Here is a 26,581-nt window from a genome sequence, read left to right as displayed (position 1 = left end):
CTATCGGTGAGGAAAACTCATGAAGGTCGAGTTCTTCCAGACCCTGGCCGCCGTGTTGCGGTGCGGCAGTTTTGCCGGGGCGGCCACGGAAATGAGCCTGTCGCCCAGCGCGGTCAGCCTGCAGATGAAGCAACTGGAGACGTACTTTGGCCAGCCGCTGTTCGACCGCTCCGCGTTGCAGGTCCGGCCCACTGCCTTCGCGCATGAGGTCAGCGCCACCGTGCAGGGGACGATGGACGCGCTGGAGACGCTGCGGCGCCGCTCGGCGCCGGTCGTCGAAGGCAGGATCCGGCTGGGCGTCATCGAACCAATGCAGGTGACCGTGCTGCCGGGCTTTACGGCGCTGGTGCGGGAGTCGTATCCCAAGCTGGATGTCCGGCTGGAGCGGGGGCGCTCGTCGGCACTCGTCGACGCCTTGCGGTCGGGCACGATCGATGCCGCAGTCGTGGCTCAGCCGGAGACGGGCGCGTCCACGCGGATCCGGTGGACGCCGCTGTTCCGCGAGCCGTGCGTGCTGGTGGCGCCGCCCGACTCCGGCAGCAAGGGTGTGGCGGCGCTCCTCAAGTCATATGAGTGGATTCGTTTCGATACGTCGACGATCGCCGGGTCGGCCGCCGCCGACTACGTCAAGCGTGTGGCGCCCGAAGTGCGGTCGCGAATCGAGCTACTGTCGATTCCGGCCATCGTGGCGATGGCGTCGCGCGGACTCGGGGTCTCGGTGCTGCCGGTGCCCGATTCCTATCTGCTGTCGGCATTTCCGGTACGTGTGCTGACGCTCGGCGACAGCGCGCCCTCGCGGCAGATTTCGTTTGTCTCGCGCGTGGCCGAGGCGGAGGACCGGCTGGTGCAGGCGCTGCTCGATTGCGTCAGCCGCGCCGTGGCGGCGCGGGGCTGACTGGCGCGGACCGGCGCTGGCAGATCTCCACCACGAAATCCACGAATGCCCGCACTTTGGCCGGCAGGTGCTGCCGCGACGGATAGAGCGCATACAGCGGAAACTTCTCGTCGGGCCAGTCGGTCAGCACGGGTACCAGGCGGCCCTCGGCGATCAGCGATTCGGCGCCGTAAGTCAGCGTCTGGCAGATGCCGTGGCCGGCCGCGCAGACGCTGTGCATGGTGCCGCCTTCGTTGACCACCAGCCGCCCGCGCGCCTGCACGACCACGTGTTCGTCGCCACGCCAGAATTCCCACGGGAACGGGCGGCCGGTTTCCGGATCGCGGAAATGGATGCAGGTGTGCCGGTCGCCCTCCAGGTCCGCCGGCGTGCGCGGCTTGCCGTGCCGCTTGAGATAGGACGGCGCCGCCAGCGTCGCCACCGGCACGTCCATCAGCTTGCGGGCGACCAGCGTGGTCGCGCGCGGATGGCCGAAGCGGAACGCCACGTCGAAGCCATCGGCCACCATGTCCCCCAGCGTGTCCCGCGTCACGAGGTCCATCGTCAGGTGAGGGTGGGCGTCGACGAAGGCCCCCAGGTGCGGCGCGAGGACGAGCCGCGAGAAGAACGGATCGACGTTGGCGCGCAGCCGGCCACGCACCGCCGACACACCCTGGGAGGCCGCCGTGGTGACTTCCTCCAGTTGCGCCAGCAGCGGCGTCACCTCCTCATAGAACCGGCGGCCGTCGTCGGTCAGCGTGACCGAGCGGGTGGTCCGGTCGAACAGCCGGATGCCGAGCCTCGCCTCCAGTCGCGCCACCGCCCGGCTGACACCGGACTGGGTCATGTCGAGCGTCTCGGACGCCCGCACGAAGCTGCCGTTTTCCACGATCGCCCTGACGACCCCGAGGCCGTCGAGCAGGCGTGCGTCGAATCCCATCTTTGATGCCTCGCAGTCATCAATCAAGTGACGGGCATGTTATCGCGGAATCGTCGCGGATTGACCAGAATTCGGTCACCGCAGCCGTGACGCGCTGCATCCCGACAGGAGAGAAACATGTTTGCTGTGACTGGAATTACCGGACAGGTGGGCGGTGTGGTGGCGCTGGCACTGCGGGCGGCGGGGCACGACGTGCGGGCCGTGGTGCGGTCCGCGGAAAAAGGCAGGACCTGGGCCGGCGAAGGCTGCGACGTGGCGGTGGCCGAGATGCATGACGCCCAGGCATTGGAGCGCGCATTCACGGGCACCGACGGCGTGTTTATTCTTCTGCCGCCGAACTTCGACCCGTCGGATGGCTTTCCCGAATCGCGCGCGATGATCGATGCGATCCGCCGGGCGCTGGAGGCCGCCGCGCCGAAGCGCGTGGTGTGCCTGTCGACAATCGGCGCGCAGGCCGGGCAGCCCAACCTGCTGCGTCAGCTGTCACAGCTTGAGGCGGCGCTTGGCACGCTGCCGATGCCGGTGGCGTTCCTGCGCGCGGGCTGGTTCATGGAGAACACGCTCTGGGATATCGAGCCGGCCCAGCTCACGGGCGTCATCGACAGCTACCTGCAGCCGCTGGACAAGCCGGTGCCGATGGTCGCCACCGCGGATGTTGGCCGGGTGGCGGCGGAACTGCTGCAGGACACGTGGGAGGGCCGTCGCGTGGTGGAGCTGGAAGGCCCTGAGCGCGTGAGCCCGCTGGATATCGCGGCGGCGCTTTCCATGCTGCTGGGGCGGCCGGTGCGGGCCCGCGCGGTGCCGCGCGCGAGCTGGGAGGCGCTGTTCCGCGCGCAGGGCATGCGCAATCCCACGCCCCGCTTGCAGATGCTCGACGGCTTCAACGCGGGCTGGATCCGCTTTGAAGCGTGCGAAGGGCACACCCGCAAGGGCCAGCTACCGCTGACGGCGGTGCTGGCGGGACTGACGGCGCGCGTGGACTGAGCAAGCCCGGCGCTGGCCGGGGGGCGTTACTCGAAGCGATGCGAGACCAGTTGCAGCGTTTCGTTGACCCGCTCCCAGCTGGAGTAGGTGGCCTCGAAACGGACCACGCGCCGCAGTTCGGGCGCATACCAGGCCGACGCCTTGTAGCGCGAGTTGCTCGACGAGTTGCTGCCCGCGCCGTAGAACGGCCGACTGACCCAGCCCACGTAGTTGATGCGGATCGTGCGGAGGTCCTTGCCATCGACGCTGAGCGAACCTTCCGAGGCCGCCGTGCCTTCGAGTTCGGTGCGGAAGCCGTTGCCCGGTTGACGGTAGGCGGCCTTCCACCGCATGCCAACCTTGACGTCATCCGGCACCCAGCCACCGGTGGGCGAGGCGATGTCGAACTCGCCGCCGATCGGCGTGGTGATGCTCGAGACGCGGCCGTCGCGGGTCTCGACGCGGGCGCCCTGGTTGATGATCACGCGGTCGCCGTCGAGGCGGTCCACGCGGTACGTCACCGGGCGGCGCGTCTTGGTATGGTTGTCGATCAGCTCGTATTGCCAGACTTCGCCCACACGCGGCGATTCCGTGCCGCCGGCCTGCGCCGCCTGGGCGGCCACGCCTGCCGCAACCGTTTGCGCCGCCGGGGCGGCCAGGGCCTGCGACGGCTGGAAGGTGGCCATCGCGACACTGCCGCGCGCCTTGATTTCGGAGATCCACGTCGCGGGCAGGGCGCGCGTCAGCGTGTCGCCAGCGGTCGGTCGGGACAGGATGCCGATCAGGCGGCCACTGTCGTCGAACAGGGCGCCGCCGCTGCTGCCCGGCGCGTCGGGCATGGAAGCCTGGATGCGTTCCAGCTTGCCGGTGGATGCGGCCTGGAGACCGGTGACCGTGCCCTCGCGCACGCTGACGACACTGCCATCGACCACGGAGGCCGCGTAGACGCGTTGACCGAACGCCGGGGCGGCCGACGGGCTCACCGCGGCCGCAGGCGCCGTGAAGTTGGCGACGTTGAGCAGGCAGAGGTCGCGCTCCACATCGGGCGCGGCGAGCGTGGCGCCATAGCTGACGTTGTCACGGCGCACCGCGATCGACCGCGCGCCGGCCAGCAGATGGCAGGTGGTGACCAGTTGCCCCGGCCCGATCACCACGGCGGACCCGGATTGCATCGGCGTTTCCTGTGCGCCGTAGGTGCGAATGGCGTAGACGCTCGGCGATACCTTTGCGATCAGCGGCGCCGATTCCAGCGCGGCCGCCGGTGACGCGGCGAGACCCATCCACAAGCAGGACATGGCGCCAAGCGCGATGGCGCGATGAATTGGCAGGCGGCGCGCCTGCATCCCCGATGTCTTGAACGGCTTCATTCTTCTTTTCCCCGGAATATTCTTATTGCGTGCCGGCGGCATTCTGCGCCGGCCGGCCGCTACTCTACCGTGAGCACCGGGGAAACGCCACGCGGCGGCCGCGCGCCGTTGTGCCATCCGCAACAGGTTTCGCCAGTCCCGCAGCGTGCCCCGTCCGCCGTGGCGGCGATGCAGGACGGCCTGCGGGCCGCGGCGTAGTGACCGGCTACTCGGCCAGTTCGAATACCACGTCCTGCGCGCCTTCCCACAGCACCTTGGTACCTAGCGCGCGCAGGTGCTCGCGGCCCTCGACGATGGTCAGGAAGTGGTTGCCGGCCAGCTGGCCCATCTTGCTGGCAAAACAGCAGCTGCCATAGGCCAGGATGATCTCGGTTTCGCTGTAGCCACCGGGGTAGAACAGGATGTCGCCCACCGAGGGGTGGCTGGTATGGTTTTCGAAGCCGACCCCGAGCCGGAATTCGCCGAGCGGGATCCAGCAGCCTTCGCCGCTCCAGCGCACGTGGATCAGTTTCTGGCGATAGGGCAGCAGTTTCAGGAACGCCTCCACGGTCTGCGGAGCGTCGGGGTGGGTCTCGGCGATGAAGGTTTGGCCGGCGGCGGTGATGCGAAGACGGGGCATGGTGGTCTCGATGTCGGTCGACGTAGGGTTTCGGGGCGCCTGGCAGGACGCATGCGGGGATCGCACTCCCCGCATGGAACCAGCGGGAAGCGCGATCCCGGCATCCGGGACTGTACGCGCGTCAGACCACTGCCGTCATTAGCTTTTCAGCGAGGGCGATCAGGCTGCGATCGCTGCCCCTCGGGCCGAGCAACGAGATGCCCAGCGGTGCCCCTGCGCGGCCGGACAGCGGCAGGTTCAGTTGCGGAAAGCCGGATAGCGGCGTCAGGCACAGCACGTGGGCTGAGGCGGTGCGATAGTCCTCCAGCGTTTCGCCGGCCGCCGTGCGCAGCGGGGCGATATCGGGCATGGTCGGCAGCACCAGCACGCCGTCGTGACCGAGCAAGCGGCCCAGGTGCGCCGTGAATTCGCGCCGGATCGCGGTCGACTGCTCGAACTGCACCGCTGTCACGCTCTTGCTGAACGCAAAGCGCGCGGCGATATCCGCCCCCAGATGCAGGCCGTATTGCTCGATCAACGCCCCATTGGCCTGCCACGCTTCCCGTCCCTGCACGTAGCGGAACGCCCAGTACAGGTCCGACAGCGGCCGGTCGGCCACGTCCACCGGCGTGGCCTGGCCGAGCGCAGCCTCGACACGGGCGACCGTTGGCGCCAGCGCGGCCCGGGCTTCGGGCGTGGGCAGCTCGAACAGGTCCGAGGCCAGCAGCAGGCGCGGCGTGGCGGGCAGCGGATCGGCATCCTTGGCGCCGAACAACGCATCCGCCACGCGCGCGAACGTGGCGACGTCTCGCGCGAAGAAGCCACAGGTGTCCAGCGTCTCGCACAGCGGCATGCAGTGGGAGAGCGAAATCCGCCCATGCGACGGGCGGATGCCGAACAACCCGCAGTGGCTCGCGGGCGCGCGGACCGAGCCGCCGGTGTCGGTGCCGAGCGCGAAGTCGCACAGGCCGTTGGACACCGCCGAGGCGGACCCCGACGACGACCCGCCGGTGATGCGGTCGGGTGCGGCGCCGTTGACGGGCCCGCCATAGTGCGCGTTCTGGCCGTTCATCGAGAACGCCAGCTCGTCGGTATGCGACTTGCCGATAAAGCGGGCGCCGGCGTCGAGCAGTTTCTGGACCGTGGGTGCGGTCACGGTCTTGATACCCGAGCGCGCCAGGACGTGCGGATTGCCACCGCCAGTGGGATAGCCCGCCACGTCGAACAGGTCCTTGACGGCAAACGTCAGGCCGCGCAATGGACCGGTGGACGCGTTGGGCACCGCCACATCGGGATAGGGCATGAAGGCGCGGGCGGGATGAGTGGCCAGGGTCATGGGGTTCGATTTCCTTGTTCCGGTGAGGGGTGGATTCAGGCGGCCACTTCGGCTTCGGTGGCCAAGGGCTGGTTGACCAGCACGCAACTGACGCGATGGCCATTGCCGAGCGATGTGGCGCGCGGCACGTCTGTCAGGCAGGCGGGGCGCGCATGCGGGCAGCGTGGCGCAAAGGTGCAGCCCGGTGGCAACGCGGCGAGGTCGGGCGGGGCGCCACCGATTGTCTGCAGGCGCTGGCCGCGATCCATGCCGTGCTGGCGGCTTTGCAGCAGGGCGATCGTGTAGGGGTGGCGCGCCTCGCGCAGCAGCGTGCGGATGGGTCCCTCCTCGACGATGCGCCCGCCATACATCACCGCGACACGGTCGGCAATCTCCACGGCCGCGCCGATGTCGTGCGTGACGAAGACGATCGACAGGCCCAACTCGCGTTGCAGCTCGCGCAGCAGGATCAGCACCTGGATCTGCACGGTGGCATCCAGTGCCGTGGTGGGTTCATCGGCCAGCAGGATCCTTGGCTGCGCCGACAACGCCAGCGCGATCATCGCGCGCTGCCGCATGCCACCGGACATTTCGTGCGGATAGGCCGCCAGCCGGCGCTCCGGGCTCGGAATGCGCACGGACTCCAGCGCCTTGAGCGCCAGCGCGCGCGCTTCCGTGCGGGAGACCTTCCGGTGTGTGCGGATGCATTCGACGATCTGCTGGCCAACCGTATAGACCGGGTCCAGCGCCAGCAGCGGCTCCTGGAACACCATCGCGACGGTGCCGCCACGCAGGCGGGCCAGCGCGCGTTTGTCGAGCTTGAGTACATCCTGGCCATCGATGCGGATCTCGCCGTGCATGCGCGTGCGGCGCGGCGGATGGAGCCGCATCAGCGCGCGCAGCGTGACGCTCTTGCCCGATCCGGACTCGCCGATTAGCGCGACGGCCTCGCCGGGCGCCACGTCGAGGGACACGCCGTTGACGGCCCGGATGGTCTTGCCGCCCCCGGAAAACGTCACGTGGAGATCGCGCAGCGATACCGCGGGTGAGGCGGGCGAGCCAGGTGAGGCAGGCGAGATGGAGCGGGCATCCGCCGCATCCACGGACGAGGTGGCGCTGGGGGCGATGAGTGAGGTGTTATCGGACATAGGGGTCTCCCGGCGCGATCAGGGTGTGGCCGCGTGCAGGCCGGGCGTCATGCGCCGCAGCGGCAGCGAATGGCCACCGTCTGGCATCGTCATCAGGCACGAAACGGGATGGCCGGCGAGGGCGTCTGACAGCACCGGCGCGCGGCGTTCGCATACCGGCTCGGCGCGTACACAGCGCGGGTGAAAGCTGCAGCCGGGCGGCGGGTTGATCGGGTTCGGCGGGTCGCCGGCCAGCGGCGCGGCCAGCGTGCGCTGGTCGGGGTCCATCGACGGCATCGAGGCCAGCAACGCGCGCGTGTAGGGGTGGGCCGGGTTGGCGTAGATCGATTCGGTGTCGCCAATCTCGACGACCTTGCCCAGGTACATCACCATCACGCGGTCGCACAGGTAGCGGATCACGTTGAGGTCGTGACTGATAAAGACGTAGGTCAGGTCGAATTCCGCCTTGAGGTCCAGCAGCAGGTTCAGCACCTGGGCCTCCACGGATTTGTCGAGGGCGGACACGGCTTCGTCCAGGATCACCAGCCGCGGCCGCAGCGCCAGCGCGCGGGCAATGTTCACGCGCTGGCGCTGGCCGCCGGACAACTCGTGCGGATAGCGGCCGGCGAAGCGCGCCGGGTCCAACCCGACCCGCTCGAGCAGATAGCGCGCGCGCTCTGTGGCCTCCCGCGCCGGCACGCCGTGCACGCGCGGCGTGAACGCGATCGATTCCTCGATGGTCAGCCGCGGGTTCAGCGACGAATAGCTGTCCTGGAACACCATTTGCACCTGGCTGCGGAACGCCTTCATCGGCAGTTGCGGCGAGCCCACGCCTTGCGCATCGAAGATCAGTTCGCCGCTGTCGTGCGGCGTCAGCTGCATCAGCAGCCGCGCCGTGGTGGATTTGCCGCAGCCGGATTCGCCGACCACGCCAAGCGTTTCGCCCTTGAGCACGTCAAAGCTGACGCCATCGACGGCGCGCACCACGCCGGCCTTGCGCAGGGGGATCGCCGACTTGAGCGGGAAATGCCTGACCAGGTCGCGCGCGATCACAAGCGGCTGGGCCGGGCCGCCGACGTCCTGCGCGTGGGCCGGCGCTACGGGAATATCGTTCATGCTTAGTCCTTGATTTCCATGGCCGAGCGGATGCCATCGGCCAGCAGGTTGAAGGAGATCGAGGTCAGGAAGATCATCGCCCCCGGCAGCGCCGCGACCCACGGCTGCGTGTAGATGGCGGTGCGCAGCGTGTTCAGCATCAGGCCCCATTCGGGCTCGGGCGGCTTGACGCCGAGGCCGAGGAACGACAACCCGGACGCCAGGATCATCGACACCGAGATCAGGCTGGTGGCGTAGACGAAGATCGGGCCGAGCACGTTGTTGAGCACGTGCGCGCGCACGATGGTCAGCGACGACGCACCGGAGGCGCGCGCCGCATCGACGAATTCCCGGTTGCGGACCTGCGTGGTCACGCTCTCCGCCACGCGCACGATTTGCGGCACGAAGACGATGGTCAGCGACAGCAGGGCATTGCCCACGCCGGCCCCCAGCGTGCCCGACAGCGCGATGGCCAGCAGCACCGACGGGAACGCGTAGAGGATGTCGGTCAGCCGCATGATCACGGTGTTGGTCCATCCGCCCGCGTAGCCGGCGACGATGCCGAGCGCACTGCCGATCACGAAGGCGAGCAGCACGGGTGTGATACCCATGAACAGCGACAACCGTCCACCGAGCATCAGCCGCGAGAGCATGTCCCGGCCCAGTTCGTCGGTGCCGAGCAGGTAGTGCTCCGTGCCGACTGGCTTGAGCCGCTTGAGGATCGACGACGCGTAAGGATCGGCGGGCATCAGCGCCGGGGCGAAGATCGCCATCGTCACCAGCGCGATGAGGATCAGCGCGGCAGCCATCGCCAGCCTGTTGCGCAGCAGGCGGCGGCCCACGGTGGCCCAGTAGCCGGGCGAGCGCTGCACGGGCAGCGGCGCCGGGGACCGGGCAAGGTTGGTCATGTCGGTCGTGTTCATGGCGGCGCCTCAGTTGCGCTGGATGCGGGGGTCGAACAGCGTCTGCAACGCGTCCACCAGCAGGTTGAGCAGCACGAAGAACACCGCCAGCACAAGGATCGTGCCTTGCAGCAGCGGGAAATCGCGCTGGAAAATGGCCGAGTTCAGCAGGAATCCGGTACCGGGCCACGAGAACACGGTCTCGATGAGGATGGAGCCGCCGAGCAGGTAGCCGAGCTGCAGGCCCATGACGGACAGCGCGGTCGGCGCGACGTTCTTGACCACGTGGCGGAACACCGCGAGATCGGACAGTCCGCGCGCCCGCAGGCCGACGATGAATTCGTTGGAGAGAATCTCCGCCACCAACGCGCGGATCGTGCGCGCCACGATGCCCATCGGAATCACGGACATCGTCACGGCCGGCAGCAGCATGTACTGCAGGTGCTCCCAGTCCCATGTCCAGTCGCCGGAGCCGCCCGGACCGGCGCCCGTCGCCGGGAGCCAGCCCAGCAACACCGAAAACGCGATCACCAGCACCATGCCGAGCCAGTAATGCGGAATGCTCACACCGAGCACCGAGAGGAACGAGGCGACGCGGTCCGACACGGAATCGCGCATATAGCCGGCCACGAAGCCGAACAGGCAACCGAACGTGAAGCCGATCAGCGTGGCGACGGAGGCCAGGCGGATAGAGTTGATGACGGCACCCGATACCTCGGAGATCACGGGGCGGCTGGTGGCGATGGATGTGCCCAGGTCACCGTGCAGCGCGCGCACGAGCCAGTGGGAAAATTGTTCGAGGAACGGCTTGTCGAAGCCGTACAGCGCGGTCAGCTGACGCCGGAGGTCTTCGGAGGCGTCGGGCGGCAGGACGGAGACCAGCGGATCGCCGGGCGCGATATGGACCAGGGAGAAGCACAGCAGCGCGACCCCCAGCAGGATTGGCAACGCATACAGGATGCGGCGGAGCAGGTAAGTCATGGTCTGTGGCCGGCGAGTGGACGAGTAGGCGAGCGGGGAGGCGGGAGGGCGACAGGGCGCGTGTGCCACTTGTTCGTGCCTCGCTCCCGCCCGGCGGGAGCGAGGCACCAAACCTTGGCAACGCGGCGAGCTCAATCCATCGACATGGTCGCGATATCGATGAACCAGCTCTGCGGTTGCACGACGCCCTTGACCTTCTTCGATATCGCGCGCGGGCCCACGTCATGGGCGATCAGCACGAACGGGGATTCCTCGACGATGCGCGCATGCAGCCGGGCCAGCGCCGCGTCACGCGATTTTTCGTCGAACGAGGTGCGCGCGTTCTCGATCAGCTTGTCGAACTCCGGATTGCCAAAGAAGCCCCAGTTGTTCGACACCGGCGGCTGCGTCTTGGTGCTGACGAAGCGCACCATCGCAAAGAACGGGTCCATCGCCGCGAAGCTCACGTTGATCGCATTGGCGCCGTGCGCGCTCGGGTCCTTGGCGCCGATTCGCCAGTTGGTGAACAGGGTGTTCCACTCGACCACATCGAAATCGACGTCGAAGAAGCATTCCTTGAGGTTCTGCTGCACATACTCGTTCATCGGCAGCGGCTGCATCTGGCCGGACCCGGACGCCGAGACCTGCACCTTGACCTTGAGCGGCTTGGCGGCGGAGTAGCCGGCTTCCGTCATCAGCTTGCGCGCCGCGTTGGCGTCGTACTTGATGTCGAACGTCGGATTGCCCCACCACGGGTTGCCGGATTCCACAATCCCCTTTGCCTCGGCCATGTAGCCGCCCAGCAGTGTCTTCAGGCCCGCGCGGTTGACGCAGAGGTTGGCGGCCTGGCGCACGCGCTTGTCCAGCCACGGGGAATTCGGCGCGAACGAGAGTTGCCACGGCCACATGTGCGGCTGGGCGTTGGCGTAGACCTCGAAGCCGCGGCTCTTGATCTGCGCAATCGCATCCGGGGCGGGCGCCTCGATCCAGTCCACCTGGCCCGAGAGCAGCGCGGCCGTGCGCGCGTTGGCCTCAGGCATCGGCACCATCACGACCTTGTCGATCTTCGGCACGCGCCTGGCGTCCCAGTAGCTCGCGTTCCTTGCCACTTCCAGGCGCTCGCGCGGCACGAAGCGCGTCATCCTGAACGGACCCGTGCCGGAGGCATCGGCGGCGAATGCGACCCACGCCTGCTTGCTGCGCTCGGCCGGGTCCGTGACCGACGCCGGCACGGCGGCCAGCTTCTTTTCCCATTGCGTGGGTGACGCCATGAACAGGTTCGACACGTTGTACGGCAGGAACGAATCGGGCTCCGCCGTCACCAGTTCGACGGTCATGTCGTCGATCTTCCTGGCGCTGCGCAGCGTGGGCATGCGCGATGCCGTCACGCCAACCTGGCTCGGGTCGAATTGCCTCGCGGTCTTGTCGAGCACCTTGTTGACGTTCCACACCACGGCGTCCGCATTGAATGGCGAGCCGTCGTGGAACTTCACGCCGGGACGCAGCCTGAAGGTCCATTTGGTCTTGTCGGTGGCCTCCACCTTCCACTCGGTGGCCAGGCCTGGAATCAGCAGGCTGGGGCCGTTGCCCTTGGAGAGATCCCATTGCGTCAGCGCGTCGTACAGGGGGATGCCGGTGAAGCGGTTGCCCTCGAAGCCCTGGTCGGGCTGGCCGAGCGTGCGCGGGATATCGGCGGCGGTCATGCCGATGCGCAGCACCTTTTCAGCCATCGCGGCGCCGGGCAGGGCGAGCAGGGACAGGGCGACGGCGGCGGATACGGACCGGATGGCAGCGGAGAAACCTTTCGCGTGGGAGGACATGGGGTGGTTCACAGGCATTGCTCCTGGTTGGGGGAAGGGCTGCGTCCATTCAAGCAAGTCATGTGCCAGTCGGAGGACATCGCTGTCGGCGATCCGCTGGCCGCGGCGTTGGCTGTCGAAGGTTGGCCGGTGGTCTGCTTCTTGCAATACGGGTATTCGCCATTCACTCAAGAGCAAACAAGGCAGATATGGATTCGCACCACCTTCCCCGCATCAATGGCGCCCGGCTGTGGCAATCGCTGATGGATCTGGGCGCGATTGGCGCCACGCCCAAGGGCGGCGTATGCCGCATCGCGCTGACCGACGAAGACGGCAAGGGCCGAGACCTGGTGGTGCAGTGGTGCCGCGACGCGGGACTCGATGTGCGCGTGGACGAGATCGGCAACGTGTTTGCGCGGCGCGCCGGCAGCGACCCCCGTGCCCGTGCGGTCGCCACGGGCAGCCACATCGATACGCAGCCCTCCGGCGGCAAGTTCGATGGCAATTTCGGCGTGCTGGCAGGGCTGGAGGTCATGCGCACGCTCGATGACCTGGGCATCGTCACGCGCGCCCCGCTGGAGGTGGCGTTCTGGACCAACGAGGAGGGCACCCGCTTCACGCCGGTCATGATGGGCTCGGGGGTGTTTGCCGGCGTGTTCGGGGCCGAGGACGCGCGCCGGCAGCAGGATCGCGACGGCGTGAGCGTGGGCGATGCGCTGACCGCCATCGGCTATCGCGGCGAGCACCCGGCTGGCGAGGTGCCCGGTGGCATGTTCGCGGCCTACTTCGAGGCGCATATCGAGCAGGGCCCTGTACTGGAAGCGGCCGGGCTGCCGATCGGCGTGGTCTCCGGCGCGCTCGGCCAGCAGTGGTATGACGTGACGGTGACCGGCCAGGACGCGCATGCGGGGCCCACGCCGCTGGCATTGCGCCATGACGCGCTGCTGGCGTCGGCGCGGATGATCGAGGCCGTGAACCGCATTGCGCGGGACGAAGCGCCGCACGGCCGCGGCACGGTGGGCTATGTGGAGGTCAAGCCGAATTCACGCAACGTGATTCCAGGGCGCGTGGACTTCACGGTGGATTTTCGCAACCTCTCGCAGGACGGGCTGGATCGCATGGATGCCGCCATGCGCGCGGCGTTCGCGGGCATCGCCGATATGGCGGCGGTGCGCGTGGAGATCCGCCAGGTCGTCCAGTTCGAGCCGTGCCTGTTTGCGCCCGAATGCGTGGACAGCGTGCGCCGCGCGGCGGCGGCGCTGGGGCTGCCGCACATGGACGTGGTGAGCGGGGCGGGGCACGATGCGGTCTACGTGGCCCAGCGCGCGCCGACCGGGATGATCTTTGTGCCTTGCAAGGACGGCATCAGCCACAACGAACTGGAGGATGCGTTGCCCGAGCATATCGAGGCGGGCGCCAATGTCCTGCTGCAGGCCATGCTGGCCCACGCACGCTAAGAGGCAGACGTTCCGGAGAGGGGGGCTGCGGCCCCTTGCTGCCCTCAATCCCTCTCAGTGCGCTTCAGTGCCCGATCGATCGGGAAATCGCCCACGCGCATTCGATCACCAGGGGCGCGAGCTTGCGCTGCGCCTCGGCCATCGTCCAGCGGCTGGCCGGCGGCGACACGTGTACCGCGCCAACGGCCACGCCCTGGCTGTTCACGATTGGCGCGCCGACGCCCATGTCACCCAGGAACAGTTCCTCTTCATTACAGGCATAGCCCACGCCACGACAGGCCACCACGCGCTCGAAGATCGCATCGACATCGGTGAGCGTGGCCGGCGTGCGCGGCACGCGCGTGGACGCCTCGAGCATCGCCCGCACCTGCGCGTCGGGCAGCGTGCTCAGGTAGGCCCGGCCGGAGCTCGTGCAGTACATCGGAATCCGCATGCCCACGGGCGTGAGTACGGGCATGTGCTTGGCGGTCATCAACTGCGCCACGTAGACCATGTCGAGCCCCACGGGCTCGGTCAGGTTGGCCGTCTCGCCGCTCGCATTGGCCAGTTGCGACAGGTAGGGGCTGGCAATTGGAATCAGCGCGTCGGCGGCCAGGTAGTTGTAGCCGATCTCCATCACCTTTGGCGTCAGGCGGAAGCGGCGCGTCTGCGGATGCTTGTCGACGTAGCCGAGCCGCTCCAGCGTATGCACGGTCCGCTGCGCCGAGCTCTTGGTCATGCCGGTCAGCGCGGCCAGCTCGGACAGTGTCAGCGTGCGATGCACGGCGCTGAAGGCGCGCAGCACTTCCAGGCCTTTTTCTAGCGACTGGTTGAAGAGCGGGTCGGGGCGCTCGGTGTCGGCAACGGCAACGGCGTGTGAGCCGGCGGGGGCGTTCATGAGAAGGATCGGATTCCGGCACCACCGTCGGGACCGCTGCACCACGATGGCTGCATATTGCACCAAGATATTTATGAATCGATTATCGATTCACTGCGGATTGCCCATGATACGGGTTGCCATGGCTTCTGGCGCAGGATCAGCGTTTACCCCTAGGAAATACCGGGTTGTGCACAGTGAAATATCACACTAGTATCACAGCAACTTCAAACGAATCAGAGCGAGATCCCGTGGCCAATCCCATCCGGCTGGTCGGCAATCCCGATCCCACCGCAGCAGTTCCAACGCCGGCCCAGAGCGGTGCGGCGATGCGCGAGCACGCCTACACCGAAATCAAGCGCCGCATCATCGCGTGCGAGTTCCGTCCCGGCGAGCCGCTGAACGAAGCGCAGGTGGCCGCGCTGCTGGGCCTGGGGCGCACGCCGGTCCATCAGGCGCTGCATCGGCTGGAAGTGGAAGGGCTGGTGTCCATCCTCCCGCGCAAGGGTGTGCTGGTAACGCCGCTGTCCCTGAACGAAGTGCTCGACATGATCGAAGTGCGCGCGACCAACGAGGTGCTGTGCGCCACGCTGGCCTGCGAGCGCGGCCACGACAGCGATTTCAAGGCGATGCGCGACATCGTCGACCGCTCGCCGGACCTGATCGCCAGGCGCGATATCCCCGCGCTGGCCTCGCTGGATCTCAAGTTCCATACCGCCATGTCGGCCGCATCGCGCAACCGCGTGCTGGCCGAACTGCTGCGCGGCCTGCATGAAAAGCAGGCGCGATTCTGGTTCCTCTCGCTGTCCGATCCGCAGCACCTGGAGAACGTCTACCAGGAGCACCTGGAGATCGTCGACGCCCTCGAGCGGCGCGACGTGCCGGCGGTGCGCGAGGCCATCCGCGAACACATCGACGAATTCCGGAAGAACATCATCCGGACGCTCTGACCGACCCTTTTCCTCTCGTAACAAGGTAGTACGCAATGCCGACACTGAATTTCCAGGTAGCCGGCGGGGGCGCGCTCGCCCTCGACGTTGAACGTCTGATCATCGCCGGCTGGACCGGCCGCGACAAGGACGCCGTCCAGCATCACATCGAGGAGCTGCAGGCGCTGGGCGTGAAGCCGCCCGCCACCGTGCCGACGTTCTATCCGCTGGCCGCATCGCTCCTGACCACCGACACCACCATGGAAGTCCCGCGCGACGACTCCTCGGGCGAAACCGAGTTCGTGCTGCTGCAGGGCGACGATGCGCTGTACATCGGCATTGGCTCGGATCACACCGACCGCAAGGTCGAGGCCTATGACGTGACCGTTTCCAAGCAGATGTGCGCCAAGCCGATGGGCCGGGAGATCTGGCGCTTCGATGAGGTGATGGATCACTGGGATAGGCTGGAAATGCGTTGCTGGCGCGTGCGCAACGGTCAGCGTGCGCTGTATCAGGAAGGTAAGGTCACGCGCCTGCTGGACCCGCGCGACTTGATCGAACGGCTGACCGGCGAGCCGCAGTTGCCGCCGGGAACGGCGATGTTCTGTGGCACGCAGGCCGTCATCGGCGACCTGGGCCACGGCGAGGCCTTTGAAGTGGAACTGCACGACCCGGTACGCAACCGGACGCTGCGCCACGCCTATCGCGTGGAAAGCCTGGCGGTGGCCGGATGAGCGCCCCGACCATTGCCGCGCTGGCGGCATCGCTCGCGGCCGGTCGCACCACGAGCGTGGCGCTGACCGAGGACGCGCTGGCCCGCATCGACCGTCACATGCAGGCAGGCGGTGCCGCTTTCATGCAGGTCGACGCCGACGGCGCACTGGCGCAGGCCCGTGCCGCCGACCAGGCGCGCGCCGCAGGGCTGGTGGCGTCGCCGCTGGCTGGCTTGCCGGTGTCGATCAAGGATCTGTTCGATGTGCGTGGGCAGGTGACGCGCGCCGGATCGAAGGCCCTCGACGGCCATGCCCCGGCGCAGGCCGATGCCCAGGCCGTGGCACGCCTGCGTGCCGCCGGCGCAGTGCTGATCGGCCGGACCAATATGAGCGAGTTTGCGTTCTCGGGCCTCGGCCTGAACCCGCACTACGGCACGCCGCGTACGCCATTCGATCCGGAGCGTGTTGCCGGTGGATCGACCTCGGGTGGCGCGGTGAGCGTTGCCGGGGAGATGGCCGTTGCCGCGCTCGGCACGGATACGGGCGGTTCGATCCGCATTCCGTCGGCATTTTGCGGGTTGACGGGATTCAAGCCGACCGCGCGCCGTGTGCCGCTCGATGGCGCGGTGCCGTTGTCGACCTCACTCGACTCGGCCGGCCCGCTCGCGCGTTCGGTGGCCTGCTGCGTGGCGATGGACGCGGTGCTGAGTGGCCAGACGCTCGACACGCGGCCCGCCGACCTCGCCGGCCTGCGCCTGTACGTGACGCACGATTTCGTCTGCGACGGGCTCGATGCGGAAGTGGCGGAGGCGTTCGAGGCCACGCTGTCGCGCCTGTCGGCGCTGGGTGCCCGCATCGTATCGTTCGATTTCCCCGAGCTGTGCCGCCTGCCCGAGATCAACGCCGGTGGCGGCCTGACCGCTGCCGAGGCGTGGACGTGGCATCGCGCGTTGCTGGCCGAGCAGGGCGATCGCTATGACCAGCGCGTGGCCCAGCGCATCCGCAGGGGGCAGCAGCAGACCGCGACGGACTACATCGAACTGCTGGCGGCACGCCGTGACATGCAACGCCGCGCGGCCGACCGGTTGCGTGATGCCGACGCCTGGCTGATGCCGACCGTCGCCGTGCGCGCACCGCGCCTGGACGCGCTGGAGCGTGACGAAGACTTCTTCGCCACCAACGGCCTGGTCCTGCGCAATCCGAGCGTGATCAATTTCCTGGACGGCTGCGCGGCATCACTGCCCGTGGCGCAGGGGATTGGTCTCGGCGTGTGCGGCTTGCACGGGCAGGACGCACGCGTGCTGCAGGTGGCTGGCGCCATCGAGCAGGGACTTTCGTGAAGTGATGCAGTCATTGATCTAGCAACCTGGCAATTTTGCAATCGGCCGGATTCCCACGGCCTGCCGCCGCGCGCCAGCACAGCGCCCAGCGAGAGGGCCCCGCCAATGTAGCGGGGCCCCGCCCACCACACCAAGGAGTAGTCACCGATGTCTTCCGTGATGACCGGCGCCCCGGGCGCCCTGGAGAGCCTGCCTCCCGCGCAACTGGCTCAGCAACGCAACGAGGCGTATCGCAAGATCACCGTGCGCCTGATTCCGTTCCTCGTCTTCCTGTTCATCCTGGCCTGGATCGACCGCGTCAACGTCGGCTTTGCCAAGCTGCAGATGCTGCAGGACCTGCAGTTCAGCGAGGCCGTCTACGGCCTGGGCGCGGGGATTTTCTTCATCGGCTACTTCCTGTTCGAGGTGCCGAGCAACCTGCTGCTGGAGAAGATCGGTGCCCGCAAGACGCTGGCGCGGATCACGATCCTCTGGGGCCTGGCCTCGATGGCGATGATTTTCGTGAAGACGCCCGCGCAGTTCTACGGGATGCGCTTCCTGCTGGGGATTTTCGAAGCGGGCTTCTTCCCGGGCGTGGTGCTGTACCTGACGTACTGGTTTCCGGCCGAGCGCCGGGCCCGCATCAATGGGCTGTTCATGACGTCGTTCGCCATCGCCGGCGTGATCGGCGGGCCGCTGGCGGGCTTCATCATGAGTGCGATGGATGGCGTGGACGGCCTGGCCAACTGGCAGTGGCTGTTTGTCATCGAGGGCATTCCGTCGGTGCTGGCCGGTATCGCCGTGCTGATGTACCTGCCGGAAAAGCCCGCCAATGCCGGCTGGCTGACCCAGGCGGAAAAGGACATCGTGACGCGCGATGTGGAAGCCGAGGCACGCGACCCCGCCAAGCATTCGGCCCTGAAGGATGCCTTTGCCAACGTCCGGGTATGGATCTGCGCCGCGATCTACTTCTGCGTGGTGAGCGGCAACGCGACGATCGCGTTCTGGTCGCCGTCGATCATCAAGGAGCTGGGCGTGCAGGGCAACCTGCAGATTGGACTCGTGTCGGCGATCCCCTTCGTGGCGGGAACGATCGCAATGGTGCTGAACGGCATTCACTCGGACCGCTCGGGCGAGCGCCGCATGCACTGCGCGATGGCGACGCTACTGGCCGCCGTGGGCCTGACGCTGACCGGCCTCTGGCTGCATAGCGCGGTGCTGGCACTGGTGGCGCTGACGGTGGCGTCGATCGGCATCCTGGCCGCGTTCCCGGTGTTCTGGTCGCTGCCGTCGGCCTTCCTGGCCGGTACGGCCGCCGCCGGCGGCATTGCGCTGATCAACTCGATCGGCAACCTGGCCGGCTTCGTGGCCCCGTACATGATCGGCTGGTTCAAGACCAATACGGGCCGGCTGTCGTCGGGCCTGTATTTCGTGGCGGCGCTGGAGGCCTGCGCGACGGTGCTGGTGCTGGCGTTCATCCGCGCCAGGCGCTGACGGCACAAGGGTTGACGCCACGGGCTGACGGCACGAGGTTTGGCCCCGTGGCTGACGACGCACGTGTTGGCGCCGTGGCTGGCGGGCAGGGGGCTGGATTCCCGTGGCGCCTTGCGCTACAATCCGCAGCCTCGTTGCACCGCAGGCGGAAGTTACGCCGGCGGCACGGCCGGACCCCCGGCAAGGCAGCCAGTGAAAGGCGGGCAGTTCCAGCCGCCTTTTTTGCTTTGTCAGGGCGCATCGCGCCCGCCAACGAGACCGCGGCCCCCCGTCAGGGTTGGCGCCGCAAGGACCGCGAGGGTGGCGAAATTGGTAGACGCACCAGGTTTAGGTCCTGACGCCAGCAATGGTGTAGGGGTTCGAGTCCCCTCCCTCGCACCAACCACATCAAAAGTTGCGTATCTGCAACTTTATCTCTTCCAGTAGTTCCACACCCCTAAACATCGCAAAGTCAAGCCAGACAAGGCCTGGCGGGCGAATCCCACGCATTCGGATCACCCCCTTAACAACACTTCATGTCTTGGCGCGCATGTCCGCGCGTGGCTGGATCAGTGCTTCGGGTCGTAGCGCGTCTTCCAGGGCCTCCGGGGTCATCAGGCCGCGCGCCAGCACGACTTCACGGATCGTCTTGCCCTCCGCAAAGGCCTGGGAGGCGACCGAAGTCGCGTTCTTGTAGCCAATGACGGGGTTAAGGGCCGTCACCAGTGCGATGGATCGTTCGATGGTCTCGCGCAGGCGCTCGGGGTTGGCGGTAATGCCATTCACGCATTTCTCGGCCAGCGTGTGGCAACCGTTGGTCAGATGCCGGAAGCTCCGGAACAGGCTCGCGGCGATCACCGGCTCGAATGCATTGAGCTGCAGCTGGCCTGCTTCGGCGGCAAACGTGATGGTGATGTCGTTGCCGAATACCTCGAAGGCGATCTGGTTGACCACTTCCGGAATGACCGGGTTGACCTTGCCGGGCATGATGGAGGAGCCGGCCTGCATCGGGGGCAGGTTGATCTCGCCGAGTCCTGCGCGCGGGCCGCTCGACAGCAGTCGCAGGTCATTGCATGTCTTCGAGAGCTTGACGGCGATCCGCTTGAGCACGCCGGAGATCTGGACGAAGGCGCCGCAGTCCTGCGTGGCTTCCACAAGATTCGGCGCCAGCGCGAGATCGAGGCCGGTGATGCGCCGCAGCGCGGCCAACGCCTTCGCGGCATAGTCAGGATGGGCCGTGATGCCGGTACCGATGGCTGTCGCGCCGAGATTGATCTCGCGAATCAGCGACGCTGCTTCGCGCAGCCGCGCCATGTCTTCTTCCAGCATGACGGCATAGGTGGAGAACTCCTGCCCGAGCGTCATCGGCACCGCATCCTGAAGCTGCGTACGGCCAAGCTTGAGCAGACCCGCGAATTCCGTTGCCTTCCTGTCGAAGGCGCTGCGCAGCACTTCCATCGCTTCGAGCAGGTGTTCGATCGCAAAGCACGTGGCGATGCGGAGTGCCGTTGGATAGACGTCGTTGGTGCTCTGCGCCATGTTTACGTGTTCGTTCGGATGGAGGTAGGCGTATTCTCCCTTCCGATGGCCCATGTGCTCGAGCGCCCGGTTGCAGATCACCTCGTTGGCGTTCATGTTGGTCGACGTGCCCGCGCCCCCCTGGATCGTGTCGACGATGAACTGATCGTGCAAGCGGCCATCCCTCAAGTCATGGCAGGCGGCGATGATGGCCTCGCGCAACGCGGCAGGTAGCAGGCCCAGCTCGGCATTGGCCTCGGCGGCGGCCTGCTTGACGGAGGCCAGCGCAATGATGAGTTGTGGCCACGAAGAGATGGGTGTACCGGTAATCTGGAAGTTCTCCCAGGCCCGCAGGGTATGGACGCCATAGTAGGCGTCGGCCGGCACCCGACGTTCGCCAAGCAGGTCGGCTTCGGTGCGATAGGTGGTAGTCACGATGCACTCCGATAGAGGGTTGGCGAGAAGCCATGCGATCGACCTGGGCAGTGTCTGCCCGGCGAGGAACGGCTGGAGACGTCTTCATTAGAGTCAATGGATGGCCATCGGTAAAGCCCTCGGATCACGCCGAATCTGCGATGTACGCGTCGCGGAGAGATCGTTCGGTCCAGCGCATCGCCATCCCGTAGATAAGAAGGACTATCGAACTGTATGCTGACTGCGCACGACCCCGACCTGGCTGCGGCGTTGGAGCGTCATGTAAAGGTCCTTGCCGGAGACATTGGCGAACGCAACGTGTTTCGGCCGGACGCGCTGCATGCGGCAGCCGACTATATCGCACAGGTATGGGCCAAACTTGGCTGTGCGGTGATGCGTCAGGAATATCAGGTGCGAGGCGTCCCCTGCGCCAATATCGAGGTTGCGCTCGCAGGCCGCGGTCAGCCTGACGAAATCATTGTGCTGGGCGCGCACTACGACACCGTGCGGAACAGCCCCGGGGCCGATGACAACGCCAGCGGGGTCGCCGCGCTGCTCGAGATCGGGGGAATGCTTCAGGCATTCTCGCCCTGGCACACGGTACGCTGCGTTGCGTTCGTGAACGAGGAAGCGCCGTTCTTCTTTCGCAAGGACATGGGCAGCCTGAGGTATGCAAGAGCCGCACGGCTGCGCGGAGATCGCATTCACGTGATGCTATCGCTCGAGATGCTGGGTTACTACCTGGACGAACCTGGCACCCAACGCTATCCGCCTCTGCTACGTTACTTCTATCCTACGCGTGGCAACTTTATCGCTTTTGTTTCCAATCTTCGCTCGTGGCGTCGATTGCAATGGGTGGTCAACGCGTTCCGGGCCTCATCCGGTTTTCCGCTCGAAGCAGCGGCGCTGCCGTGGTGGGTACCCGGGGTCGCCTCGAGCGATCACTCCTCCTTCTGGCGCCAGGGCTATCCGGCCATCATGGTGACGGACACCGCCTATCTGCGTAATCCGAACTACCATACCGCGCACGATGTACCCACCACGCTCGACTATGGTCGCATGGCCGCGGTGACGCACGGGTTGGCCGCGAGCGTCGCGTCGCTGAGGCCAGGAGGCGCGAGCCCTGACAAGGCGTAGGCCGAAGGTTTGCGTCAGTGGCCACGGGCTAGGCCAGCCTCGGGTTCTGGTGTTTCACGCGCAAGGCATCGGGTTCGCCGCAGTAGTGCAGGATCTCCATGCGCGCCGTGTTGCGCAGGCGCAAGACGGCCGGCCAATCATTTCCGTTGGGCCATAGCGGGTTGCCGATGACCACGCCGACCGGCCCGCGGCGCGGCAGCCATTGCCCGTCCCGCAGGGCGGACCGCGTGCCGCGGATGGCGACCGGCACCACCGGCGCGCCGGCACGCGCGGCCGCCAGGAAGGCACCCGTGCGGAAGGCCTGCAGTCCTGGCGCACGCCCGAACGTGCCTTCCGGGAAAAACAGCGCCGAATGCCCGGCGCGCACCGCCGCCACCAGGCGCTCCACGTCCTCGTGCTCGCGACGAGTGTCGGCGCGATCGAAGAAGTCGGCGCCGATGCTGGCCAGGTACACGCCCGGAATGGGCTGGTTTCGCAGTTCGCGCTTAGCCACCAGGCACACCGGCGAGCGCAAGGCTGCTACCAGCACGATGCCGTCCAGATAGCTGGCATGGTTCGACACCAGGATGCATGGCCGGTCTCGTGGCAAGCGATCGAGCCCCTCCACGAACCACGGCACGGCGCCAAGCCTGAGCAGGAGGCGGGCGGCGCGATGACTGAGCGCCCAGCCCAATTCCGGCCGGTGCAGCACGACCGCGCCCAGCCAGGTTGCCGGAGCCAGCGCGGCGAACAGGGCCCAGACATAGAGGGCATATGACAGGCTCGCGGCAGTCTGCCGGCCGCGCCGGAACTGCGGCAGCAGCGCCTGCCAGCCGAAGCGCGCGATCTGCAGCCAGGGCGCTTCCTGGCCCCGGTCGAGGCGCCCGTGCTCGAACCGTTCGCGGCATGCGGCGCGGCGGATCTTGCCGCTCGACGTCTTGAGGATGCTGTGCGGGGCCACCAGGGCGACATGGTCGGGCGGTATGCCCAGCACGTCGATGGCGGTCTTCAGTACCTGCCGGTGCAGCGTGTGGCGCGCAGGCTTGTTCTTCTCGGCGGTTTCCGCCATCACCACGATGCGCTCGGTGCCGCTGCCCGGATCGGCACTGCCAAAGACGGCGACGCAGCCCTTCCGTATTCCGGGAATGGCGCCGACCGCCTGCTCCAGCTCGTAGGGATAGATATTGCGGCCGCCGCGCACGATGGTCTCCTTGGCTCGCCCGGTGATGAAGATCTCTTCACCCGCGACATAGGCATAGTCCCCCGTGTTCAGCCAGTCGCGATCGAACAGCAGCCGGGTTTGCTGCGGGTTGCGGAAATACCCGCTGGTGGCCGAGGGGCCGCGGAACTGCAGCAGCCCCTCGTGACGCTCGGCCAGCTCCCGGCCGGTCGCGTCGACAATGCGGACCTCGTGGCCGGGCAGGGGGCGGCCACAGGAGGGGTATTCCAGCAGGTCGTTCTCGTCCGCGCCGGCGGGAACCGCCACGGCAGCGCGCGCGAATTCCGCACGGCCGATACGATCGACAACCAATCCGCGGCCCGGCGGCGGAAAGGTCAGACCCAGCGAAGCTTCCGCCAGACCGTACACCGGGCTGGCGGCTTCCGGACGCAGGCCGTACCGGGCAAAGCGCTGCAGGAAGGCGCGCACGGTCGGCACGCTCACTGGCTCGGCGCCATTGAAGGCAAAGCGCCAGCTACTCAGGTCGAGCCCCTCCAGTTCGGCATCGCTCAGCTTGCGGACGCAGCGTTCATAGGCAAAGTTGGGGCCGCCGGACAGCGTGCCCCGATATTTGTGGATGGCCCAGAGCCAGCGCTCGGGCCGCGCCAGGAAGGCCAGCGGCGACATCACCACCAGCGGATAGGCGTAGTAAAGGCTGCCCAGCCATGCCCCGATCAGACCCATATCGTGGTAGAGCGGCAGCCAGCTGACGAAGACGTCCTGCGCGCTGACGTCCAGCGCCTGGCCCATTGCCCGCAGGTTGGCCAACAAGTTGGCATGCGTGAGGACGACGCCCTTGGGCGAGCCGGTGCTGCCCGACGTGTACTGCAGCAAGGCAATGTCGTGCGCGCGTACGGTGGCGTGGACTGGCGCGCCGGCAGTGGCTTCCAGCTCCGCCGGCGTTAGCACGCTGTGCAGCATCCCGGTGCTGGCCTTGAGCAGAGCGGCCAGCGGCCTGGCCTGCGGGACCGTGATCAGGATCGGCACCTGCGCATTGGCCAGAATGCCTGCATGGCGCTGCAGATGATCGCCAATCTGCGCCAGCCGCGCCGGCGGATAGAGCGGCACCGGAATGCCGCCCGCCAGCAGGACGGCGCAGAAGCAATAGAAGTACTCGGGGCTGGTGGGCAGCATGATGGCCGCGGTCATGCCCGGCCGCAGGCCGTGCTCGGCCAGCCTTGAGGCGACGGCCGTGGCGCGGCGGTGCAATTGCGCAAAGCTGATCGACGTGTCCTCGCCCGCGCCATCGTGCAGGATGATATGGGTGCGATCAGGGTGGCGGCGCAGGTGCCAGTCCAGTACGTCCAGCAAGGTGTCGGCGCTGTCGGGGGCTTGCGCCGGCAGCGGACGGGCGCGCTGCAGGATCGCCCCACTTGTGCCGGGGGGCAGGTCCTTGGCGGCGAGCAAGGCGCGCAGCAAGGCGCGCGGCGTGTCGGCCTGGGCCAGAACCTGTTCGGGCAGGCTGACGCCGAAGCTGTGCTCGATGCGGGTCAACAGCTCGGCGCGCGTGAGGCTGTCGAAGCCCAGATCCCCTTCGAGGGTGCTGTCCAGCGACACCGGCATCTCGGCATCGGCCGGCTGGCGCATGGCCACCGACATCTCCCGGACAAGGCCGAGCAAGGCGTCATCGAATGTTTCCCGAGGAGGTAAATCCTGTCTCATGCGGGGGACTGCGGCTGGGACTGACACACCCTTAAGATAGGCGGCGTGGAGGAATTGTCGAGGCAGGTACAAGGCCGCAACTGTCGGATTCAGCACTCGAAGGCGGGATTGCGGATTTGACGCAGGGATTCGCCCAGGCACCGTGCCACTGTCCGGCATGCATCTCTATCCTTGGAGGTAACGCAGATGCGGATTCCCGGGGAAAGCGAAGCCATGAACGAAGACGCGGTCCAGGCCAACCAGATTCTGGAGGCCGCCCTGACACTGGCCGAGCGCATAGGCTGGGATGCCTTGCACCTGCATGAGGTTGCCGAATCCATGCAGATCGGGCTGGCCGAGATCCATCGGCACTACCAGCAGAAGGACGACCTGGCCGAGGCCTGGTTTGCCCGGGCCGATCTTGCCCTCGTTCGCGCGGCCGGGCGAGAAGGCTGGGCCGCCTTGCCGGCGAGGGAGCGCCTTGAGCAAGCCATCCTCGCCTGGCTGCAAGCACTGGCCCCCCATCGGCGGCTCACCGTTGAGATGCTGCGCTACAAGCTGCAGCCGGAGCACTTGCACCTGCAGGTGCAAGGCCTGCTGCATATCAGCCGGACCGTGCAGTGGATCCGCGAGGCCGCCCACTTGCCAGCATCCGGCTGGCGCAGGGAACTGGAGGAGGTGGTGCTGACCGGTATCTTTGTCTCTACCTTCGGCCTCTGGTTGCGCGACGACTCGTCGGACGCCGGTCGCTCGCATGCCTGGCTCCAGCGGCAGCTGCGCTGCGCCGAATGCCTGGCGCCGCGCCGCGCCGGCGGCACGCGCGCAGTACGCGAAGGACCGACAGGACCCGCATGGACACAGTCACCCATGCCCTGATGGGGGCGCAAGCCGCGCTCGCCGTCCCCGCTGGCAGGCACCTCGGCACACGCGAGCGGCTGCTGCTGGGCGCCGTCGCCGGGGCCTTCCCGGATGCCGATTTCCTGGGTTTCCTGATAAATCCCCTGCGCTTTCTGGCGGACTGGCATCAAGGACCCACGCATTCCCTGCTGCTGCTCCCCGCCTGGGGGGCGCTGCTGGCCGCCTCGTTCTGTCTGGCGGCACGCCGCCGACAGGCCTGGGCAGAGGCGCTGGCCGTGAGCGGTCTGGGCCTGGCCAGCCACATCGTGCTGGATCTCATCACCGTTTATGGCACCCAGGTCCTCTATCCCTGGTCGGAGCGGCGCTTCAGCCTTGGCACTACCTTCCTGATCGATCCGGTCCTGAGCGGCATCATCATCGCCAGCCTGGGCATGCCCTGGTATCACGCACCTGCCCGGCGCGGCTGGGCGCTGGCGGGCATCGCATTGCTTTGCGCCTACGTGGGCTTGCAAGGCGTGCTCAAGCAGTGGGCGCAGCGGCTCGGCGCCGAGTCCCTACGCGCCAACGGCATCCAGGTGCTGAGTCTGGATGCGCTTCCCCAGCCGTTCTCTCCGTTCAACTGGAAACTGATCGCCATCCGGGAGGAGGACTATCGCATCGCCCACGTCAATCTCGCAGGCCATCCGCCCTTGCTGCCGCGATGGGAATTGCTAGGGAATCTGCCTGCCATGGCGCAGTCCTATGTGTCGCCCGAGCGCATCGACTGGGTGCGCAGGCCACGCTGGCCGGAAGCGCCGCAAGACCAGGCACAGGCGCGGCAACTCTGGGCGCGGCAGGATTTTGCCGGCTTCCGGCGCTTTGCGGTCTACCCGGCCTTGTCGGACTCCAATGTGTCCGGTGAGGCCATATCGTCCATGCCGGGGGAGCCCACGCCCTGCCTTTGGTTCACAGATCTGCGCTATGACCTGCCTGCGTCGAAGGACACCTTTCGCTACGGCTTCTGCCGCGGCAGCGCGCAGGCGCCATGGCGCCTCTACCGGCTCGCTTACTTCAGCCAGGACGAACGCCGGCTGCTCGAATAGGACGGCATGAAGTGGCTAAATAAGCCTCGGCCTGGCCTGTCAGGAT

General features: G+C 67.2%; 22 protein-coding genes and 1 tRNA gene. 11 read left to right on the top strand and 12 right to left on the bottom strand.

Annotation, left to right across the window (positions count from 1 at the left end; translation table 11 throughout):
- Positions 1 to 19: 19 nt before the first annotated feature.
- Positions 20 to 895: a LysR family transcriptional regulator gene (locus AC1DOX_RS02980; protein WP_092138079.1), complete on the top strand. Its 876-nt coding sequence runs from the start codon at positions 20 to 22 to the stop codon at positions 893 to 895.
- On the opposite strand, the gene AC1DOX_RS02975 is transcribed toward AC1DOX_RS02980, so the two are convergent.
- On the bottom strand, positions 867 to 1,814 hold the full coding sequence (locus AC1DOX_RS02975; RefSeq protein ID WP_441620512.1) for a LysR family transcriptional regulator: 948 nt from the start codon (positions 1,812 to 1,814) through the stop codon (positions 867 to 869). The genes AC1DOX_RS02980 and AC1DOX_RS02975 overlap by 29 nt on opposite strands.
- 117 nt (positions 1,815 to 1,931) lie before the next feature.
- Between AC1DOX_RS02975 and AC1DOX_RS02970 the strand changes: the two genes are divergently transcribed.
- Positions 1,932 to 2,798, top strand: coding sequence for an NmrA family NAD(P)-binding protein (locus AC1DOX_RS02970; protein ID WP_441620514.1), 867 nt, complete (start codon positions 1,932 to 1,934; stop codon positions 2,796 to 2,798).
- 26 nt (positions 2,799 to 2,824) lie between these two features.
- Here the strand turns inward: AC1DOX_RS02970 and AC1DOX_RS02965 are convergent, their stop codons facing one another.
- The 8 genes from AC1DOX_RS02965 to AC1DOX_RS02930 form a co-directional block, all read right to left on the bottom strand.
- Positions 2,825 to 4,144: a S1 family peptidase gene (locus AC1DOX_RS02965; protein WP_441620516.1), complete on the bottom strand. Its 1,320-nt coding sequence runs from the start codon at positions 4,142 to 4,144 to the stop codon at positions 2,825 to 2,827.
- A gap of 205 nt (positions 4,145 to 4,349) precedes the next feature.
- Positions 4,350 to 4,763 carry a DUF3830 family protein gene (locus tag AC1DOX_RS02960; protein ID WP_092138076.1) on the bottom strand — a complete coding sequence of 138 codons (414 nt, stop codon included), beginning with the start codon at positions 4,761 to 4,763 and terminating at the stop codon, positions 4,350 to 4,352.
- 121 nt (positions 4,764 to 4,884) lie between these two features.
- Entirely contained in the window at positions 4,885 to 6,078 is a 1,194-nt protein-coding gene (locus AC1DOX_RS02955) for an amidase (RefSeq protein ID WP_441620519.1), read from the bottom strand.
- A 35-nt stretch (positions 6,079 to 6,113) separates the two neighbouring features.
- Positions 6,114 to 7,205 (bottom strand): ABC transporter ATP-binding protein, encoded by a 1,092-nt coding sequence (locus AC1DOX_RS02950; RefSeq protein WP_441620521.1) that lies wholly within the window; start codon positions 7,203 to 7,205, stop codon positions 6,114 to 6,116.
- Positions 7,206 to 7,223: 18 nt separating this feature from the next.
- On the bottom strand, positions 7,224 to 8,300 hold the full coding sequence (locus AC1DOX_RS02945; RefSeq protein ID WP_441620523.1) for an ABC transporter ATP-binding protein: 1,077 nt from the start codon (positions 8,298 to 8,300) through the stop codon (positions 7,224 to 7,226).
- A gap of 2 nt (positions 8,301 to 8,302) precedes the next feature.
- Positions 8,303 to 9,202 carry an ABC transporter permease gene (locus AC1DOX_RS02940; protein ID WP_441620525.1) on the bottom strand — a complete coding sequence of 300 codons (900 nt, stop codon included), beginning with the start codon at positions 9,200 to 9,202 and terminating at the stop codon, positions 8,303 to 8,305.
- 9 nt (positions 9,203 to 9,211) lie between these two features.
- The gene (locus tag AC1DOX_RS02935) at positions 9,212 to 10,162 is read right to left on the bottom strand and encodes an ABC transporter permease (RefSeq protein WP_441620527.1); all 951 of its coding nucleotides are present in this window, start codon (positions 10,160 to 10,162) and stop codon (positions 9,212 to 9,214) included.
- Positions 10,163 to 10,293: 131 nt separating this feature from the next.
- Positions 10,294 to 11,961 carry an ABC transporter substrate-binding protein gene (locus AC1DOX_RS02930; RefSeq protein ID WP_176860980.1) on the bottom strand — a complete coding sequence of 556 codons (1,668 nt, stop codon included), beginning with the start codon at positions 11,959 to 11,961 and terminating at the stop codon, positions 10,294 to 10,296.
- Positions 11,962 to 12,149: 188 nt separating this feature from the next.
- On the opposite strand from AC1DOX_RS02930, the gene AC1DOX_RS02925 reads away from it, so the two are divergent.
- Entirely contained in the window at positions 12,150 to 13,397 is a 1,248-nt protein-coding gene (locus AC1DOX_RS02925) for a Zn-dependent hydrolase (protein ID WP_441620529.1), read from the top strand.
- 64 nt (positions 13,398 to 13,461) lie between these two features.
- Here AC1DOX_RS02925 and AC1DOX_RS02920 read toward each other — a convergent pair whose 3' ends face one another.
- Positions 13,462 to 14,274 (bottom strand): IclR family transcriptional regulator, encoded by an 813-nt coding sequence (locus AC1DOX_RS02920; protein ID WP_441620531.1) that lies wholly within the window; start codon positions 14,272 to 14,274, stop codon positions 13,462 to 13,464.
- Positions 14,275 to 14,504: 230 nt separating this feature from the next.
- Between AC1DOX_RS02920 and AC1DOX_RS02915 the strand changes: the two genes are divergently transcribed.
- From AC1DOX_RS02915 to AC1DOX_RS02895, 5 genes are all read left to right on the top strand, one after another.
- Complete coding sequence (locus tag AC1DOX_RS02915; RefSeq protein ID WP_176860973.1) at positions 14,505 to 15,203, top strand: GntR family transcriptional regulator; 699 nt, start codon at positions 14,505 to 14,507, stop codon at positions 15,201 to 15,203.
- A gap of 35 nt (positions 15,204 to 15,238) precedes the next feature.
- Entirely contained in the window at positions 15,239 to 15,916 is a 678-nt protein-coding gene (locus AC1DOX_RS02910; protein ID WP_441620533.1) for a DUF2848 domain-containing protein, read from the top strand.
- Positions 15,913 to 17,235: an amidase gene (locus tag AC1DOX_RS02905; protein WP_441620535.1), complete on the top strand. Its 1,323-nt coding sequence runs from the start codon at positions 15,913 to 15,915 to the stop codon at positions 17,233 to 17,235. The genes AC1DOX_RS02910 and AC1DOX_RS02905 overlap by 4 nt, the downstream gene beginning before the upstream one ends.
- 147 nt (positions 17,236 to 17,382) lie before the next feature.
- Positions 17,383 to 18,708 carry an MFS transporter gene (locus AC1DOX_RS02900; RefSeq protein WP_441620537.1) on the top strand — a complete coding sequence of 442 codons (1,326 nt, stop codon included), beginning with the start codon at positions 17,383 to 17,385 and terminating at the stop codon, positions 18,706 to 18,708.
- Between the two features lie 294 nt (positions 18,709 to 19,002).
- A tRNA-Leu gene (locus tag AC1DOX_RS02895) sits at positions 19,003 to 19,089 on the top strand.
- Positions 19,090 to 19,221: 132 nt separating this feature from the next.
- Here the strand turns inward: AC1DOX_RS02895 and aspA are convergent.
- A complete protein-coding gene (gene aspA, locus AC1DOX_RS02890; RefSeq protein WP_441617912.1) occupies positions 19,222 to 20,640 on the bottom strand; it encodes an aspartate ammonia-lyase in 1,419 nt (472 codons plus the stop codon).
- 213 nt (positions 20,641 to 20,853) lie between these two features.
- On the opposite strand from aspA, the gene AC1DOX_RS02885 reads away from it, so the two are divergent.
- Positions 20,854 to 21,756 (top strand): M28 family peptidase, encoded by a 903-nt coding sequence (locus AC1DOX_RS02885; RefSeq protein ID WP_441617910.1) that lies wholly within the window; start codon positions 20,854 to 20,856, stop codon positions 21,754 to 21,756.
- 28 nt (positions 21,757 to 21,784) lie between these two features.
- On the opposite strand, the gene AC1DOX_RS02880 is transcribed toward AC1DOX_RS02885, so the two are convergent.
- A complete protein-coding gene (locus tag AC1DOX_RS02880; RefSeq protein ID WP_441617908.1) occupies positions 21,785 to 24,616 on the bottom strand; it encodes an AMP-binding protein in 2,832 nt (943 codons plus the stop codon).
- 213 nt (positions 24,617 to 24,829) lie between these two features.
- On the opposite strand from AC1DOX_RS02880, the gene AC1DOX_RS02875 reads away from it, so the two are divergent.
- Both AC1DOX_RS02875 and AC1DOX_RS02870 read left to right on the top strand, forming a co-directional pair.
- Positions 24,830 to 25,471 (top strand): TetR family transcriptional regulator, encoded by a 642-nt coding sequence (locus AC1DOX_RS02875; protein WP_441617906.1) that lies wholly within the window; start codon positions 24,830 to 24,832, stop codon positions 25,469 to 25,471.
- Positions 25,447 to 26,535 (top strand): metal-dependent hydrolase, encoded by a 1,089-nt coding sequence (locus AC1DOX_RS02870; protein WP_441617904.1) that lies wholly within the window; start codon positions 25,447 to 25,449, stop codon positions 26,533 to 26,535. The genes AC1DOX_RS02875 and AC1DOX_RS02870 overlap by 25 nt, the downstream gene beginning before the upstream one ends.
- The last annotated feature ends 46 nt before the right edge of the window (positions 26,536 to 26,581 follow it).

This window comes from Cupriavidus sp. 01L415 (assembly GCF_056400065.1).
Note: the sequence above shows the minus strand (reverse complement) of the source record. Positions and strands in the feature narration are given on the sequence as shown.

Excerpts from the sequence above, each read along its gene's own strand:
- AC1DOX_RS02940 (WP_441620525.1), bottom strand. The coding sequence starts at position 9,202 with ATGAACACGACCGACATGACCAACCTTGCCCGGTCCCCGGCGCCGCTG.
- AC1DOX_RS02950 (WP_441620521.1), bottom strand. The coding sequence starts at position 7,205 with ATGTCCGATAACACCTCACTCATCGCCCCCAGCGCCACCTCGTCCGTG.
- AC1DOX_RS02880 (WP_441617908.1), bottom strand. The coding sequence starts at position 24,616 with ATGAGACAGGATTTACCTCCTCGGGAAACATTCGATGACGCCTTGCTC.
- AC1DOX_RS02970 (WP_441620514.1), top strand. The coding sequence starts at position 1,932 with ATGTTTGCTGTGACTGGAATTACCGGACAGGTGGGCGGTGTGGTGGCG.
- AC1DOX_RS02910 (WP_441620533.1), top strand. The coding sequence starts at position 15,239 with ATGCCGACACTGAATTTCCAGGTAGCCGGCGGGGGCGCGCTCGCCCTC.
- AC1DOX_RS02980 (WP_092138079.1), top strand. The coding sequence starts at position 20 with ATGAAGGTCGAGTTCTTCCAGACCCTGGCCGCCGTGTTGCGGTGCGGC.
- AC1DOX_RS02955 (WP_441620519.1), bottom strand. The coding sequence starts at position 6,078 with ATGACCCTGGCCACTCATCCCGCCCGCGCCTTCATGCCCTATCCCGAT.
- AC1DOX_RS02900 (WP_441620537.1), top strand. The coding sequence starts at position 17,383 with ATGTCTTCCGTGATGACCGGCGCCCCGGGCGCCCTGGAGAGCCTGCCT.
- AC1DOX_RS02905 (WP_441620535.1), top strand. The coding sequence starts at position 15,913 with ATGAGCGCCCCGACCATTGCCGCGCTGGCGGCATCGCTCGCGGCCGGT.
- AC1DOX_RS02885 (WP_441617910.1), top strand. The coding sequence starts at position 20,854 with ATGCTGACTGCGCACGACCCCGACCTGGCTGCGGCGTTGGAGCGTCAT.
- AC1DOX_RS02975 (WP_441620512.1), bottom strand. The coding sequence starts at position 1,814 with ATGGGATTCGACGCACGCCTGCTCGACGGCCTCGGGGTCGTCAGGGCG.
- AC1DOX_RS02935 (WP_441620527.1), bottom strand. The coding sequence starts at position 10,162 with ATGACTTACCTGCTCCGCCGCATCCTGTATGCGTTGCCAATCCTGCTG.
- AC1DOX_RS02965 (WP_441620516.1), bottom strand. The coding sequence starts at position 4,144 with ATGAAGCCGTTCAAGACATCGGGGATGCAGGCGCGCCGCCTGCCAATT.
- AC1DOX_RS02960 (WP_092138076.1), bottom strand. The coding sequence starts at position 4,763 with ATGCCCCGTCTTCGCATCACCGCCGCCGGCCAAACCTTCATCGCCGAG.
- AC1DOX_RS02930 (WP_176860980.1), bottom strand. The coding sequence starts at position 11,961 with ATGTCCTCCCACGCGAAAGGTTTCTCCGCTGCCATCCGGTCCGTATCC.
- AC1DOX_RS02870 (WP_441617904.1), top strand. The coding sequence starts at position 25,447 with ATGGACACAGTCACCCATGCCCTGATGGGGGCGCAAGCCGCGCTCGCC.
- AC1DOX_RS02945 (WP_441620523.1), bottom strand. The coding sequence starts at position 8,300 with ATGAACGATATTCCCGTAGCGCCGGCCCACGCGCAGGACGTCGGCGGC.
- AC1DOX_RS02875 (WP_441617906.1), top strand. The coding sequence starts at position 24,830 with ATGAACGAAGACGCGGTCCAGGCCAACCAGATTCTGGAGGCCGCCCTG.
- AC1DOX_RS02925 (WP_441620529.1), top strand. The coding sequence starts at position 12,150 with ATGGATTCGCACCACCTTCCCCGCATCAATGGCGCCCGGCTGTGGCAA.
- AC1DOX_RS02920 (WP_441620531.1), bottom strand. The coding sequence starts at position 14,274 with ATGAACGCCCCCGCCGGCTCACACGCCGTTGCCGTTGCCGACACCGAG.